The sequence below is a fragment of the Streptosporangium sp. NPDC023825 genome (assembly GCF_040639575.1).
GTDB lineage: Bacteria > Actinomycetota > Actinomycetes > Streptosporangiales > Streptosporangiaceae > Streptosporangium.
Genome location: NZ_JBFAAE010000007.1, coordinates 167,268 through 181,676, shown reverse-complemented (window position 1 = coordinate 181,676; position 14,409 = coordinate 167,268). Strand labels below are relative to the sequence as shown.

Below are 14,409 nucleotides of genomic sequence, written 5' to 3'. Positions count from 1 at the left end.
AGTTCTGCTCCCGTTTCAGGGGTCCTTGATGCGGCTGGCGCAGCACGCCTTCCTCACAACCTAACCCGGTACCCCTGTCATTCCCCAACCGGCGCGAGGACCGTCTCGGCGATCAGGAGCCGGGCCGCGCGGGCCACCCGCTCGGGGAACTCCATCTGGGCCACGTGCCCGGCGTCGGGCAGCAGCATCAGCCGCACGTTCGGGAACGTCCGGACGGCGCGGGCGGCCATCCGGGGGTTGACGAGGCGGTCGTGGCGGCCGTGGATGACCAGCGTGGGCGCGGTCACCATGGCCGCCTGCCGCCACAGGTTCGTCTCCCCGCGCCTGAAGTACTCGGCGACGATGCCGCGGGCCGAGTTGATCACCGCCTCCACCGCGTACGGCAGGCCGTCCCTGCGGCGCAGTTCGTCGGCCGCCTCCTTGAGCCGGTCCGGGTGGATCCGCCCCATGTCCGCGTAACACAGGGCGAGCGTGACGCCGAGCCGGCGTTCGGCGGGCACGAGGGTGAGCCGGCCCGCCGCCCACTCGCCGATGCGGGGCACGGTGGACAGCGCCACCCGCGCCGGGCCGTACCGGGGCAGGAGGTCGGGCAGTGCCGGCGAGATCAGGGTCAGCGAGCGGACCAGGTCGGGGCGGGTGGCGGCGACCCGTACCGAGACGGCGCCGCCCAGGGAGTTGCCGAACAGGTGGACGGGGGTGTCGGAGACCCGCTCGATCAGGGCGGTGACGGTCCGGGCGTGGGCGTCGACGGAGTAGTCGCCGCCGGGCGGCTCCGGCGAGTATCCGGCGCCGGGCAGGTCGAGGGCGTGCCCGGTCACCACTCCGGACAGCTCGCCCATCAGGTCGGTCCAGTTGGTCGCGGAACCCGCGAGACCGTGCACGTAGACGGCGGTCTCGGCGGGCCCTCGCGGCGTCGACCGCACGTGGACCCGCTGGTCGCCGAGGTCGATCATCTCGCCCTGCCAGATGGGGATTGGGCTGTTCACCGCGCCTCCTCCTGTCGTTCCACTGCCTTCCACGATAGTTCGGCCCACACCGCGACAGGCAACAGCCTCCGGGTATCACAAAAGACACATAAGCCTATTTTCCCCAGATGTCTTTTATTGCATGATTTATCAGCATTAGCTCGGCGGCGTTTCCGCCCCGTCCCCGCTCGTCGAGCGCGACACCGGCAGCCGAACCCCGCTCACCCCCGATGAACAAAAGCGACATTAGAGACATTTCACTTCAAAGCAACTAATAAGAGTTCAACACGTGCCATAAATAGATAAGAGGATAGCAAAACCCCCCGATTCCCGTTTCTCACCAGACATGGGTGGAAATCATGACAAGCAGGGATGGCTCATCACCGGCCATCTCTGACAATTCCGCCTTATGCGGAAAATGTCGAAAATCGGGGTAACCGATCATTTCAAGGGGGAAACGCATGCCCAAGTTCAAGAGTGTCATCGCAGGGCTCGCGATCAGCACTGCGCTGACCGGTGGAGCCGTCGCCATGGGCGCAGCGACCACCGTCACGAGCGCCAGCGCGATGACCACCGCGATCACCACAGCCGCCTACCCGACCTGGGGCGGCGGCTGCGGCTGGCGTCGCGGCTGCGGCCGTTGCTGCGGTGGCCACCGCCACCACCGTCGTAGCCACCACCGCTTCAAGCTGATCATCAACAACCACAACAACAACGACAACTACCTGCGCAATGACAACCGCAGCGACCGTCTCCGGCCCCTGACCTTCGGTGGCGACGACGACTAGTCGCCAAGCCTGGAGCCGTGCGTCCCCGCGGAGGCGCGGCACCGTCAGAGGACAGGACCACTCACGGCTCGATCCGCGATTTCCGGCGGCTTCGAAACCGTGACGGAGGGACAGGACTCCCGCATTCGCCGCGGCGCCGCCTCTCACCCAGAGAAGCCGGCCAAACAGCGACAGCGGAAACTTGAGGAGAGATCCCCAGGACCCTGACCCTCGACACAGTGCGAGTTCTCGTTTCACGAAGTCACAAGCGAGGCCCCGCGGTTTCCGGACCGCGGGGCCTTCGCGCGTCCTCCGCCTTCCCGAGGACCGCCTTTCCCGCCACCGCCTCACACTCCGCCCCCCACCCCGCCCGGTCCCCGCCGCCTCGGCACCGGCACATGAGGGTCACATCCGCTCACCGGCGGACGGCACCCCACCCCCCTCCTCCCGTTTTCAAAGAACAAATCCGACATTAAATACATTTCATTTCAAAACGACCAATAGGCATCCAACGTCGGCGATAAATAGCTAAGAGGAGTGCAAAAGCCTTCGATGTCCGTTTGTCGGCAGACATGTGAGGAAACTATGACAACCAGGGATGGCTCATCACCGGCCATCTCTGATGTTTTCCGGTTTATATGGAAAATGTCGAAAACAGGGGTAATTAGTCCTTCCAAGGGGGAAACGCAATGCCCAAGTTCAAGAGTGTCCTCGCAGGGCTCGCGATCAGCACGGCACTGGCCGGCGGGATCGTCACCATGGGCGCGGCGACCACTGTCATGAGCGCCAACGCGATGACCACCACGGTCACCGCCGCAGCCTTCCCGACCTGCGGTGGCTACGGCGGGCGTCGCTGCTGCTGCGGCGGCGGCGGCCACTGCCACCGTCACCACAGCCGCAAGCGCTTCAGGCTGATCATCAACAACCACAACAACAACGACAACGAGCTGTTCAACGACAGCCGCAGCGACCGCATCGTTCCGCTTTTCACTGACGGCGGCGGCCGCGACTAGTCGTCGGCCCGAGGCCGCACACCCTGATCGGGGCGCGGTCATGGGACGAGCTCACTCACGGCCGGATCCGCGATCGTCCGCGGCTTCGAGACCGTGACGGAGGGACAGGATCCTCGCATCCGCCACGGCCGGGCTTCCCACCCGGAAACATCGGTCGAACGGTGGCGGCGGGAACCTGAGGAGAGATCCCCGGGAACCTGACCCTCACTTACAGTGCGAGTTCTTCATTTCACGAAGTCACAAGCGAGGCCCCGCGGTTTCCGGACCGCGGGGCTTTCGTACTTTATGTCCCATTTCTGGCGCACCCCTCCCTTCCGTTCCCCGCCACCTCGGCACTCCCGTCTCCACCCCCTCGAAGCCGGAGCACGCCGGCGGATCGCCTGCGGCAAGGACCGGCCCTTTTCCCGGGGGCCCGGCCCCAGAGCCGAGGTCCTGCGGCGGTGCCGAGCGGCACGCAGGAGGACACGCGCGAGCGACACCGGCCCGCCTCCCGGCGACATCCGGCCCCTTCTTCTCCACCCCGAAGAACAAATCCGACATTAAATACATTTCACTTTAAAGCGATCAATAAGTATCCAACGTCGACGATAAACAGCTAAGAATAGGGTAAAAGCCTTCGATCTCTGTTTGTCGGCAGACATGCGAGGAAACTATGACAACCAGGGATGGCTCATCAACGGTCATCTCTAGCCATCTCTGGCAATTTCCGGCTCATACGGGAAATGCCAAAAATTGGTAAATCAATCCTTTCAAGGGGGAAACGCAATGCCCGAGTTCAAGAGTGTGCTCGCAGGGCTCGCGATCAGCACGGCGCTGGCCGGCGGGGTCGTCGCCATGGGCGCGGCGACCACCATCACCAGCGCCAGCGCGATGACCACCGCGGTCACTGCCGGCACCTTCACCACCTGGGGCGGCGGCGGCTGCTGCGGCCGCCGCCACAGCCACTACCGTCGTCACCACCACCGCTTCAGGCTGACTCTCGACCAGGACAACTGCAACCGCAACCGCCTGGAGAACAAGACCCGTTCCGACCGTCTCACGCCTCTGGAGACCGACCGCGATCGCGGTCGCGGCGGCGGCGGTGGCGACCTGCTGCCTCCGGTCGCGCCTCCGCCGCCTCCGGTCGCGTCCTGATCCACGCTTGACGCGGGATCAAAATACGACGCCGGAAACGGCTGGGACCGTGTTCAAGAGCGGCTCCGGAACCGTGACGGTGGAGTAGAGGTCCCGTATCCACCAGGGTCGCGTTCCTCCACGGAGAAACGCCGATCCGAGCGGTGAGCACGGAAGGCCGGGGGGAGATCTCCGGGGATTCCGGCTCTCGATACAGTGCGAGTTCTCATTTCTCACGAATTGCAGGCGGGGGTTCCGCGGTTTTCCGACCGCGGGCCCCCGCCCTGTCATATCCGAGACATCCGATGCCCGGCGCGCAAGCCCCCGCCGGCGTTCCCCCGCCCCCCTCGGGCCACCTGCCCCTCCGGAGCGGTTCGTCTCCCTTCCGCCTCAGGCGGCGCGCACACCTCAAGGCCTCCCGGCACGGTCCTCCCGGCCGGACACCTCCCCGTCGGTATCGCACTCACGTTCGAACCGCTTCCGCATGGATGCGAGACGCCGTCAACGTGGCAGGTGCCGCCATGGGCAATCCGATGCCGCGTCTTTCTCGGCGCGCGGCATCCGAGGTCGTACGCTGGGCGATGTCCGACGTTTGCAGGAACCGGGTGAGGAGAGAGAACGTGCCGAAGCCCGGATGACGACAGGGGATGTCAGACATATGAACGCGCGCGGCGACACATCGCACGGGAAAACGGTCGACGACCTTCCCGAGGAGCTCTCCGTCGAGACGCCCGAGGCCGACGCCGCCGAGCAACACCGGCCGGTGCGCGAGAACGGCTCCGAGGCACCCGTCGATCTCCCGGCCGAGGTGGATCCCGCCGACGCCGCCGAGCAGAGCCGCACGGTGCGCGAGGAGGAGCCGGAGTGGCCCGACTCCATCCCCTTGGAGGCCGATCCCGCGGACGCCTTCGAGCAGCGGCGCACCGTCGAGCTCGACGAGGACGATTATCGCTGACCCGGGTTACCCACGCGTAGGATGGCCACAGACGCCAGGAGCTTGACACGAGGAGACCACGTGACCGCCACCCCGGACGCCAAGCCCCGGGGCACCCGGCTGCCCCGGACGGCCCGCCGCCGCCAGTTGCTCAGCGCGGCGCAGGAGGTGTTCGTGGAGAACGGCTACCACGCGGCCGCGATGGACGAGATCGCCGAGCGGGCGGGGGTCAGCAAGCCGGTCCTCTACCAGCACTTCCCCGGCAAGCAGGAGCTCTACCTGGCCCTGCTCGACCTGCACGTGGACGACATGATCACCCGCTGCCGCGACGCCCTCGCCTCCACCACGGACAACAAGCAGCGCGTCCAGGCCGCGATCGGCGCCTTCTTCGACTTCGTCTCCAGCCAGGGTGAGGCGTTCCGGCTGGTGTTCGAGTCGGATCTCCGTAACGTCGCCCCGGTCCGCCAGCGCATGGAGCGCAACCTCCGCGAGAGCGCCGAGATGATCAGCCAGGTCATCCAGGAGGACACCGGCTGCTCCAGCGACGAGGCGCGCCTGCTCGGCGTCGGGCTCGTCGGCATGGCGGAGGTCAGCGCCCGTTACTGGATCAGCAGCAACGGCTCCATCCCCAAGGACGCGGCCACCCAGCTCATCGCCCGCCTGTCGTGGCGCGGCATCTCCGGCTTCCCCCGAACCGTCGCCGACCACTGAGGGGTCCCGGGCGTCACCCGCGCTCCCGGCGCCGGGCCGGTTGCCCGCGCCCTCGCCAGGCGTCTCGGCGATCCTCCGGCGTCCCCGGCCCCCCGACCGGCCGTTCGCTTGCCGCGATCGTCTGTTCGCTTGGCGCGATCAACCGGCGCGTCGGCTCCCCCGGGGGGCGACCATGGGACGAGCAACCCTCATCGAAAGGGAGCACGATGGAAATCAAGATCGGCGTACGTTCCGTACACCGTGAACTCGTAGTGGAGACCGACCTCACCGCCGAGCAGCTCGAGGGCGAGATCAGCGCCGCCCTCGCGTCCGGCAGCGGCGTCTTCACCATCACCGACGTCAACGGCCGGAAGATCATTGTCCCGGTCGCCTCACTCGGCTTCATCGAGATCGGCGAGGAGGAGGCGCGTCCCGTCGGCTTCGGCGGCACGCTCTGACGGATTCCGGGCTCGCGCCAGGCCGTCCTTCGCGGCATGGCGCGGTCCGCGGATCCGGCGCGAGCGTGGCCCTCAGCCGCCCGGGCACTCGTCCCGCTCGCCGAGCCCGCAGCAGCGCGGGCGCCTGACACGGCGGAGATGCTCCCGCCCCCGGCTGATGGCCGGACAGCCCGCGCCTCCCCTGCGCAGCACGGGACGCGAAGTCCAGCGGTTCGGCCCACATCTCGTCAAGGAACTGCCATAGCGGCGCGAGGCCCTCATGCCCCGCACGCTACCGGATTCGTCCGCAGTGCTCCGGCGTTCACGCCAAAGGTGAAACGGGCTCTCCCACGTGGCGGGGCGGAAAGCGCCGGTTCGTCACCACGGCGGACCGTACCCGGGGCGCCGCCCGCGTCGGGTCACGCCGGACGGGAACGGCGATCACGACGCCGGGCGGGAACGGCGATCACGACGGCCGGAAGGCCGGTGGAGGCCCGGCCGCCGCGTTACGGGCCCGGGGTCAGCCCCAGGGCGGCCATCCGCCGGCCGTGCTTCTCGGTCAGCCGGGCGAACATCCGGCCGATGTCCTCCCCGGCCGCCTCCACCAGCAGGGCCGCGAGCTCGGGCCTGGCGGCGGCCACGTGCTGCCCCTGGCTCAACGCCTCCCCCACCATGCGCCTGGCCCACAGCGCCAGCCTCCCGGCCTGCCTGGGATCCTCCTGGAGCGCCGCGCGGACCCTCTCGACGGCGAACTGCGACCGCCCCTCGTCCGCGAGGACCTCGTCGACGAGGCTCCGCGTCTCGTCGTCCACGCCGACGGCCGCCTCGCGGTAGAAGTCGAGCGCGATCCCCGTACCGACGTACGCCTTGACCAGAGCCTCCAGCCAGTCTCCGGGGAAGGTCAGGGCGTGCCAGTCGTCCAGCGGCCCGGTGAACGGCGCCATCGCCTCCTCGGGATCCACCCCGAGGGAGGCGAGCCGGTCGCGGAGCAACTCGAAGTGCCCGTACTCGGCCGCCGCGAGGCCGCCGAGGGCCGCCCGGTCGGTCAGCGAGGGGGCGTGCCGGGTGGCGTCCTCGGCGAGTCTGAGGAAGGCGGTCAGCTCGGCGTAGGCGAGGACACCGAGCAGGTCGGAGACGCCGGGAGGGGAATCGCTCATGGACGCAGCCTACGAGCTGAGCGACCTCGCGATTCACCAGGAACAAGAAGAAATCGGTTCTCCGTTGTGGTATCGAGTACACTGCTCTGTGAAAGTGCGACCGCACCGTGTTAATCCGGGATATCCACTCCCGGACGCCCCCAAAAGTCGGCGTGACGCCGCAGCGGTCGCTGATGACATGAGAGGGCTGGACCTTCCGCGAGGACCCGGCACGGGGAACACGTTTTCTGCCCGTGGTCCCGGCAGGCCTGCCTTCAACGGAGATTTAGGCAGGCCAAGCTGACGACGTTCCGAGACCTCGGAGTCACCCCAGAGATCGCCGATGCCCTTGAGACCGAGGGCATCATCGCGCCGTTCCCGATCCAGGAAATGGCACTCCCCCTGGCCCTCAACGGCCAGGACATCATCGGCCAGGCGCGCACCGGCACCGGCAAGACCTACGCCTTCGGCGTGGCGATGCTGCAACGTGTCGGCAAGCCGAGGAAGAACCGCAAGAAGCCCCGCGGGCTGGTCGTCGTACCGACCCGCGAGCTCGCCGTCCAGGTCACCGAGGACCTCGTGACGGCGGCCGGCAAGCTCGGCTCGCGGATCCTCACCGTGTACGGCGGGCGCGCCTACGAACCCCAGATCGAGGCGCTCAAGCAGGGCGTCGACGTCATCGTCGGCACTCCGGGCCGCCTGCTCGACCTGGTCAAGCAGAAGCACCTCGACCTCAGCCAGATCGGGACGCTCGTCCTCGACGAGGCCGACCGGATGCTCGACCTGGGCTTCCTGCCCGACATCGAGCGCATCATCAAGCTCATCCCCGCGGAGCGGCAGACGATGCTGTTCTCCGCGACCCTGCCGGGCGAGATCGTCGCCCTGTCCAGGCGTTACCTCACCCGCCCCACCCACGTGCGGGCCGAGAACAACGACATCGAGGCCGAGGCGACCCCGCAGACGACGCAGTTCGTCTGGCGCACGCACCGGATGGACAAGATCGAGATCGTCGGCCGGCTGCTGCAGTGCGAGGGCCGCGGGCTCACGATGATCTTCTGTGAGACCAAGCGCGCCTGCGACATGGTCGTCGAGCAGCTCAAGGAGCGCGGCTTCGCCGCCGCGGCCGTGCACGGAGACCTCGGTCAGGGCCAGCGCGAGCAGGCCCTGCGGGCCTTCCGCAACGGCAAGATCGACGTGCTGGTCGCGACCGACGTCGCGGCGCGCGGCATCGACGTCGACGACGTCACCCACGTCGTCAACTACGACTGCCCGCAGGACGAGAAGGCGTACGTCCACCGGATCGGCCGCACCGGCCGGGCCGGCAAGACGGGCGTCGCGGTGACCTTCGTCGAGTGGGAGGACCTCACTCGCTGGAAGGTCATCAACAACGCGCTCTCGCTCCCCTTCCCCGAGCCGGTCGAGACCTACTCGACCTCCCCGCATGTCTTCAGCGACCTGGGCATCCCCGAGGGCACCAAGGGCGTGCTGCCGCGCGCCAACCGCTCCCGGGCGGGCCTGGCCGCCGAGGAGGTCGAGGATCTCGGTGAGACCGGCCGGATCCGCTCCCGTACCCCCCGCAAGGGGCGCGAGGACGACTCCCGCAGGGGACGCGAGGACGATCGCGAGGAGCGCCGCGAGCGCCCCGCGCGCACGTCCCGCGAGCGCCGTCGCACCCGCGGAGGCCGTACCGGCGAGGAGATCCCCGCGCCGGTCGTGGCCGAGGAGGTTCAGCCCCCTGTCGTCGAGATCGCCGAGGTGGAGACGAACGTGGCACCCCGCAGGGACGTCCGTGACGAGCAGCCCGCCGAGACCGCGCCCCGCAGGGGCCGGGCTCGCAAGGCCGGGCTGAACCCCGAGGTGAGCCTGGTCGGCACGGCAGAGACCCCGGCGGCCCCGGCGGCCCCGGTGACCGCGGTTCACGCCGAGCCCGCGGCGGAGGAGCCGGTCCGCCGGCAGCGCCGTGGCAGGCGCGAGCAGCCGGCGGACATCCCGGCGACCCCGGCGATCGCGGAGGCCCCTTCGGCTCCGTCGTGGGCCGAGGAGCGGGTGGCGGAGTTCACGGATCGCGGAGAGGACGACACCATGGCAGAGCGCTGGGACGACGAACCCGTGGTGGAGGCCTCCAAGCCCCGGCCGCAGCCCGAGAAGATCATTCCCCCGAGCCCGTTCGCGGTGATCTTCAAGTCGCCGGACCTGGCGTCGGACGACGACGAGATCGCCCCCTCGGCGGCCTCGGAACGCGTGCAGAGCCGTCGCCGCCCGCCGGTGCGCGGCGGCCAGCAGCAGCGGGGAACGCGTCGCCCCAACTAGCAAGTGTCACCATGAGAAGGGGCGCGACCATGTCGGTGGCGCCCCTTTTCACGCTCCCGGCCCCTTCCGGACGCACGGAGCGATGTCACCAAGAGAGGTATCGTGGGGCCACGTGAGTACGCCGCGTTTTCTGACCCTGCCTCCCGGCGTCCGCTCTCGCCAGATCGAGACGGCGGTGGGCGCCTTCGCCGTACTGGAGGCCCTGCCCGTCAGCGGCATCCCCGAGCGGTGGCCCGCCCTGCTGGTTCCCGGCCTGACCGGTAGCAAGGAAGACTTCATCGCGGTCCTGCAGACGCTCGCGCAGTCGGGCCGTCAGGTCGTCGCGATCGACATGCGCGGCCAGTTCGAGACGAGCGGCCCTGACGACAGGAGCGCCTACACCTGCGCCGCGCTCGGCAACGACGTCGACGTCCTGGCCCAGGTGATCGGCCACGGCGGCCCGATCCACCTGGTCGGCCACTCGTTCGGCGGCCTGGTCACGCGGGAGGCGGTCATCGACGGCCGCACCCGGTTCGTGTCCTACACGCTCATGAGCTCCGGGCCCGGCGCGATCGTCGGGCCCCGCGAGCGCGCGGGCCGCTTCATGATCTCGGAGTTGCCCGGCGTCGGCCTGGAGCACCTGTGGCACACCCGGATGGAGCCCGAGGCCCTGGCCTCGGGGGTGTCCGACGAGATCATCGCCTTCCTGCGCAAGCGGCTGTTCGCCAACTCGCCCGTCGGCATGCTCACGATGACCGAGGAGGTGCTCTCCGCGCCGGACCGGTGCGACGAGCTCACCCAGGTCGGGGTCGACACCCTGGTCCTGTACGGCGAGCACGACGACGGCTGGCCGCCGCGCATGCAGTCGGAGATGGCCCGCCGCCTGGACGCCGACTGCGTGGTCGTCCCCGGCTCGGCCCACTCCCCCGCGGTGGAGGCCCCGGAGACCACGGCCGCCGCCCTCATCCGCTTCTGGAACGCCGCCGAGAGCCGCCTGAGGAGCTGACCGGCCGGGGCGGCCCCGTTGGACGGGTCGCCGGCCGCCGTGTAACCATGTGCCGACCATGGCGAGCATCGAGGACATCGTCGTCCAGCCCCCGCACACCGTGACGTGGCTGGTGCACATCGACCGCTCCATGTGGATCGGCGGGGTCGGCGGTCTCATGCTCCAGGCCCTGCACCCGCTCGCGATGCGCGGGGTCTGGCAGAACTCCGACTTCCGGCGGGATCCCTTCGGGAGGCTCCGCCGTACGGCCGACTTCGTGGGCAGGGTCACCTTCGGCAGTCCCGCGGAGGCCGACGAGATCGGCCGCCGCGTCCGGGGGATCCACCGGCGGCTGCGCTTCGACGACCCCGGCACCGGCCGGGTGCGCCGGGTGGACGACCCGGAGCTGCTGCTGTGGGTGCACTGCGCGGAGGTCTCCTCCTACCTGTCCGTGGCACGGCGGGCGGGCCTGGGGCTCGACGACCGCCAGGCCGACCGCTACCTGGCCGAGCAGCGCCGCAGCGCCACCTACGTCGGCCTGCACGCCGAGGACGTGCCCGGCTCCGTGGCGGAGCTGGACGACTACTTCGCCGCGACGCGCCCGCTGCTGAGGGTCACCCCCGAGGCCGTGTCCACGGTCCGCTTCCTGATGTGGCCGCGCCTGCCCGCCGGGCTGCGCGCCCTCACCCCCGGCAAACCCGCCTACTTCCCCTTCGGGGCGCTGTGCTACTACGCGCTGCCCGGCTGGGCCAGGCGGATGTACGGCGTGCTGCCCGAGGTGCCGGCGGGTGCGGTGACCGCGGCGCTGAGGGCGTTCCGGCTGGCCGTGGGCACGCTTCCCGAACGTGTCCACGACCGGGCGTTCATGCCGGCCACCCGCGAGATGCTCGCCGCCTCGCGCGAGCGGCTCGGCGCGGCGGGCTACGACATGGCAGGTGGGCTCAGGGGACTGACCGACCCGCGCCGCTGGCCGTCCCGGCCCTCCTGACGGCACCGGCGGCACGCTCTCGCGAATGCGGCCCCGCGGCCCCGGGGGCCGGGCCCCGGGCCCGGCAGCGGGCGCCGTGCGGCTCGGCGGCCGGTCCGCCGAGCCGGGCGCGGGCCTCGGGCATGGCCGGGCGGGTCTCGCGGCTCAGTCGGCGAGAGCGGCCCAGGGCTCGCGGTCGTCGCCCGCGGCCTGGCCCTCGGGGCAGTGGCGGCGGAAGTCGCACCACGAGCACAGCGGGCCCGTACGGGGCGGGAAGGCCGCGTCGATCTCGGGGGGCACCGCGGGCGGGGTGCGGTCGCCCTCGCCGCGCGCCCGGGGCGGGGCGGTCCCCTTGGGCCGGGTGGTGGCCGACCACTCCCTGTAGCGCTCGTCGGCCTCGGAGGCCTCGACGGCGATCTCCTCGGCGTGGCCCAGGTGGCGGGCCAGCGACTCGTCGGTGTGCTCCCACTCCACGATCGAGGCGGTCGGCAGGTGGTGCAGCTCGACCCGGTGGCAGGGGCGGCGCATCATCCGGGAGGAGGCGATGGCGTAGACCGCCAGCGCGAGCGAGGAGCGGGCGTCGTCGGTGCTCAGGGGGCGGCGGCCGGTCTTGTAGTCGACCACGACCAGCTCCTCGCCGCGCCGGTCGAGCCGGTCCACGCGGCCGGAGAGCGCCACGACGGAGGTGCGCGTGGCGACCGTGCGCTCGACGCCGACCGGCTCGGCGGACGGGTCGAGGCTCGCCACGTATCCGGAGACCATCTCTCCGGCCCGGTCGCGCCAGGTCCGCGACTGCTCGGCGTCGCGGAACCCCTCGTTGATCCATCCCCTGGTGAGCAGGCTCGCCGCGACCTCGGGCGTGCGCCGCTCGTACGGCTCGCGCCACCAGGCGGCCAGGGCGTTGTGCACACTGGCGCCCACGCTGTTGTGGGCCCACGGCGGGCCCTTCTGCGGCGTGGGCCGGTCCATGTAGGTGAACCGGTAGCGGCGGGGGCAGTCGAGCCAGTTGTTCAGCCGCGACGGCGTGCAGGCGTAGAGCCGCCGCGGCATGCCCTCCAGGGGAAGTTGGTCCATTTAGAGCAGGTCGTTCCGGGGATTCAGCCGGATTCCCGCCGCGCGCGTGCCGTCGGTCAGCGGACCCTCCTCCTCCGGCGCCTCGGGGCCGCGGGTCAGCGAGCCGGAGAGCCAGGCGTCGAACTGGGGCTCCAGATCGCCGATGGTGGTCTCCTCGCCGTGCGCGGGCAGCACCCGGGTGCGGTGCGGCAGGGTGAACAGGCGCCCGCCGATGGCGGTCAGCTGGTCGGCCAGGGCGGGATACTCACCGCCGATCCTGCCGGGGCCGTCGGCCTGGAGGGTCTTGCCGGTGAAGACCACGTCCAGGGCCTCGCAGTACAGCGAGACGCCGCCGTGGGAGATGCCCGGGGTGGACATGACCTCCAGCTGGACACCGCCGACCTCGAAAAGGCCCTCGTCCTCCATGTCGATGTCCGGCCAGGTGTCGGGCCAGGTCAGCCGCCACAGCGGCCGGTCCTTCGGGTGGAGTGCGACCACCGCCTCGTCTCTGGCCGCGACCTCGATGGCCGCGCCCACGTGGTCGGGCAGACCGTGGGTGCAGATGATCGCCAGCACCTCCCGCTCGCCGACCTTCTCCAGGATCTTCTCCGCGTCGCGCGCGGCGTCGATGACGATGACATCCTCGTCGTCACCCAGGATCCACGTGTTGTTCTCGACCTTGTGCTCGACGCCGTCGACATCGACGACGCCCTCGGTCACCACTCGCTCGATACGCGCTGTCACGCTTCCGAACTTTACTGCCTCACCCCGCCTTCCGGTTCGGACGCGAGGGTCAAGGCTCCGGAGAGGGAACGGGCGGGGAGGGCGAGGGCGGCCCGGGCGGGAAGACGGGCGCGCGGGCGGTTTCAGGGTGCCGGGGCGTCCAGACGCGGGGAGAACGCCCCGAAGGGCAGGTCGAGGGTCTGGTCCTGGTCGCGCAGGTCGCGCAGGGACAGCTCGGCCAGGGTGATCAGGTAACCGGCCTCGGCCGGCCACACCACCGCCCAGAGCCAGTTTCCCAGCGCCTCACCCGCGTAGACGGCCCGGTCGGGGGCCGCGGTGACGCACCACAGGGCGGCCGGATGACCCCTGACGGCGATCTTGGCGTGCGGCGGGCCCTTGTCGAACCCGGTCCCCGGATCGGTGCCCTCCAGCCCCGCGAACGCCGCGCCGAGCCCCACTCCGGGCTCCTCGGCGATGATCAGAAGGTCGGCGGGACCATGGATCAGCGAGGGACCGGAGAGCGCGACCACGGTGGCCCGTACGTCGCTGCGCTCGTCGCCCACCTCGCCGAACCCCGTGACCAGCCACCCCGTGGGCAGCGGCCAGGGGACCCAGACGGGCACGCGGGAAGCCCGGGTGACGGCCTCCGCCGCGGCGGAGGACGGAGGTCTGGGTGGCTGGAACGGCAGGACATCGCCGTGGGGACCGCATCTCCAGGAGCTTGACCAAGCACTCGGCGGACGAAGCGGGCCGAAACACCGTGGGCACGTAGGGGCGGCTTTCACGACTACCCACGCTGCTTCTTCGGCGGGCCATCCGTCAAGAGGCCTGGTCGTTATCACAACGTAATCTTTTCCACGTGCGCGTAAATTGTGTCGGAGCGATCATCCTTGACGGCTCGGGGCGGATGCTTCTGGTCCGCCGTGGCCGGCCGCCCGGTGAGGGCCTGTGGTCCATCCCCGGCGGACGGGTCGAACCCGGGGAGTCCGATCCCGAGGCGGTCGTCAGGGAGGTCCTCGAGGAGACCGGCCTGACGGTCGTCCCCGGGCTCCTGGCCGGGACCGTCGACCGCCCCGGCCCCGGCGGCGCCGTCTACGAGATCCGCGACTACCTCGCCGTCGTCTCCGGTGGCACGCTCGCCGCCGGGGACGACGCCGCGGACGCCCGCTGGTTCGCCCCCGGGGAGCTCGCGCGCCTCCCCCTCGCCCCGGGCCTGCTGGACGCGCTGGTCGAGTGGGCGGTCATCGCGCCCGGGTGAGCTCGCGGGGTCCGGTCACGGGACCGCCGCGGGCCTGGGGCGCCGTGCTCCTCGGCGCTCCCCGGTGTTTGCCGGTGCT

The 14,409-nt window shown here is 70.3% G+C and carries 15 protein-coding genes; 10 read left to right on the top strand and 5 right to left on the bottom strand.

What is annotated here, in order from left to right:
• Positions 1-77: 77 nt before the first annotated feature.
• Positions 78-986: an alpha/beta hydrolase gene (locus tag AB0G15_RS09480; protein ID WP_362837008.1), complete on the bottom strand. Its 909-nt coding sequence runs from the start codon at positions 984-986 to the stop codon at positions 78-80.
• A 440-nt stretch (positions 987-1,426) separates the two neighbouring features.
• Here AB0G15_RS09480 and AB0G15_RS09475 point away from each other — a divergent pair, with 440 nt between their 5' ends.
• The 6 genes from AB0G15_RS09475 (at position 1,427) to AB0G15_RS09450 (ending at position 5,940) form a co-directional block, all read left to right on the top strand.
• Positions 1,427-1,753 carry a hypothetical protein gene (locus AB0G15_RS09475; protein WP_362837006.1) on the top strand — a complete coding sequence of 109 codons (327 nt, stop codon included), beginning with the start codon at positions 1,427-1,429 and terminating at the stop codon, positions 1,751-1,753.
• Between the two features lie 668 nt (positions 1,754-2,421).
• On the top strand, positions 2,422-2,745 hold the full coding sequence (locus AB0G15_RS09470) for a hypothetical protein (RefSeq protein WP_362837004.1): 324 nt from the start codon (positions 2,422-2,424) through the stop codon (positions 2,743-2,745).
• A gap of 765 nt (positions 2,746-3,510) precedes the next feature.
• Positions 3,511-3,879, top strand: a complete 369-nt coding sequence (locus tag AB0G15_RS09465; protein WP_362837002.1) for a hypothetical protein — start codon at positions 3,511-3,513, stop codon at positions 3,877-3,879.
• A gap of 637 nt (positions 3,880-4,516) precedes the next feature.
• Positions 4,517-4,813 carry a hypothetical protein gene (locus tag AB0G15_RS09460; RefSeq protein WP_362685412.1) on the top strand — a complete coding sequence of 99 codons (297 nt, stop codon included), beginning with the start codon at positions 4,517-4,519 and terminating at the stop codon, positions 4,811-4,813.
• Between the two features lie 60 nt (positions 4,814-4,873).
• Positions 4,874-5,503 (top strand): TetR/AcrR family transcriptional regulator, encoded by a 630-nt coding sequence (locus AB0G15_RS09455; protein WP_362685409.1) that lies wholly within the window; start codon positions 4,874-4,876, stop codon positions 5,501-5,503.
• Positions 5,504-5,709: 206 nt separating this feature from the next.
• Positions 5,710-5,940: a DUF3107 domain-containing protein gene (locus tag AB0G15_RS09450; protein ID WP_362837000.1), complete on the top strand. Its 231-nt coding sequence runs from the start codon at positions 5,710-5,712 to the stop codon at positions 5,938-5,940.
• 485 nt (positions 5,941-6,425) lie between these two features.
• Here the strand turns inward: AB0G15_RS09450 and AB0G15_RS09445 are convergent, their stop codons facing one another.
• On the bottom strand, positions 6,426-7,076 hold the full coding sequence (locus AB0G15_RS09445; protein WP_362836998.1) for a ferritin-like fold-containing protein: 651 nt from the start codon (positions 7,074-7,076) through the stop codon (positions 6,426-6,428).
• A 369-nt stretch (positions 7,077-7,445) separates the two neighbouring features.
• On the opposite strand from AB0G15_RS09445, the gene AB0G15_RS09440 reads away from it, so the two are divergent.
• The 3 genes from AB0G15_RS09440 (at position 7,446) to AB0G15_RS09430 (ending at position 11,317) form a co-directional block, all read left to right on the top strand.
• The gene (locus AB0G15_RS09440) at positions 7,446-9,365 is read left to right on the top strand and encodes a DEAD/DEAH box helicase (RefSeq protein WP_362836996.1); all 1,920 of its coding nucleotides are present in this window, start codon (positions 7,446-7,448) and stop codon (positions 9,363-9,365) included.
• A 112-nt stretch (positions 9,366-9,477) separates the two neighbouring features.
• On the top strand, positions 9,478-10,350 hold the full coding sequence (locus AB0G15_RS09435; protein WP_362836994.1) for an alpha/beta hydrolase: 873 nt from the start codon (positions 9,478-9,480) through the stop codon (positions 10,348-10,350).
• Positions 10,351-10,408: 58 nt separating this feature from the next.
• Positions 10,409-11,317, top strand: a complete 909-nt coding sequence (locus tag AB0G15_RS09430; RefSeq protein WP_362836992.1) for an oxygenase MpaB family protein — start codon at positions 10,409-10,411, stop codon at positions 11,315-11,317.
• A 144-nt stretch (positions 11,318-11,461) separates the two neighbouring features.
• Here AB0G15_RS09430 and AB0G15_RS09425 read toward each other — a convergent pair whose 3' ends face one another.
• From AB0G15_RS09425 to AB0G15_RS09415, 3 genes are all read right to left on the bottom strand, one after another.
• Positions 11,462-12,370, bottom strand: coding sequence for a PD-(D/E)XK nuclease family protein (locus AB0G15_RS09425; RefSeq protein WP_362836990.1), 909 nt, complete (start codon positions 12,368-12,370; stop codon positions 11,462-11,464).
• Positions 12,371-13,093 carry an MBL fold metallo-hydrolase gene (locus AB0G15_RS09420; RefSeq protein ID WP_362685388.1) on the bottom strand — a complete coding sequence of 241 codons (723 nt, stop codon included), beginning with the start codon at positions 13,091-13,093 and terminating at the stop codon, positions 12,371-12,373.
• A gap of 122 nt (positions 13,094-13,215) precedes the next feature.
• Positions 13,216-13,857: a DUF6758 family protein gene (locus tag AB0G15_RS09415; RefSeq protein ID WP_362836988.1), complete on the bottom strand. Its 642-nt coding sequence runs from the start codon at positions 13,855-13,857 to the stop codon at positions 13,216-13,218.
• A 74-nt stretch (positions 13,858-13,931) separates the two neighbouring features.
• On the opposite strand from AB0G15_RS09415, the gene AB0G15_RS09410 reads away from it, so the two are divergent.
• The gene (locus AB0G15_RS09410) at positions 13,932-14,330 is read left to right on the top strand and encodes an NUDIX domain-containing protein (protein ID WP_362836986.1); all 399 of its coding nucleotides are present in this window, start codon (positions 13,932-13,934) and stop codon (positions 14,328-14,330) included.
• Positions 14,331-14,409 lie beyond the last annotated feature (79 nt).

Coding starts and splice junctions, on each gene's coding strand:
- AB0G15_RS09475 (WP_362837006.1), top strand. CDS start 1,427: ATGCCCAAGTTCAAGAGTGTCATCGCAGGGCTCGCGATCAGCACTGCG.
- AB0G15_RS09470 (WP_362837004.1), top strand. CDS start 2,422: ATGCCCAAGTTCAAGAGTGTCCTCGCAGGGCTCGCGATCAGCACGGCA.
- AB0G15_RS09465 (WP_362837002.1), top strand. CDS start 3,511: ATGCCCGAGTTCAAGAGTGTGCTCGCAGGGCTCGCGATCAGCACGGCG.
- AB0G15_RS09460 (WP_362685412.1), top strand. CDS start 4,517: ATGAACGCGCGCGGCGACACATCGCACGGGAAAACGGTCGACGACCTT.
- AB0G15_RS09450 (WP_362837000.1), top strand. CDS start 5,710: ATGGAAATCAAGATCGGCGTACGTTCCGTACACCGTGAACTCGTAGTG.
- AB0G15_RS09445 (WP_362836998.1), bottom strand. CDS start 7,076: ATGAGCGATTCCCCTCCCGGCGTCTCCGACCTGCTCGGTGTCCTCGCC.
- AB0G15_RS09440 (WP_362836996.1), top strand. CDS start 7,446: ATGGCACTCCCCCTGGCCCTCAACGGCCAGGACATCATCGGCCAGGCG.
- AB0G15_RS09430 (WP_362836992.1), top strand. CDS start 10,409: ATGGCGAGCATCGAGGACATCGTCGTCCAGCCCCCGCACACCGTGACG.
- AB0G15_RS09425 (WP_362836990.1), bottom strand. CDS start 12,370: ATGGACCAACTTCCCCTGGAGGGCATGCCGCGGCGGCTCTACGCCTGC.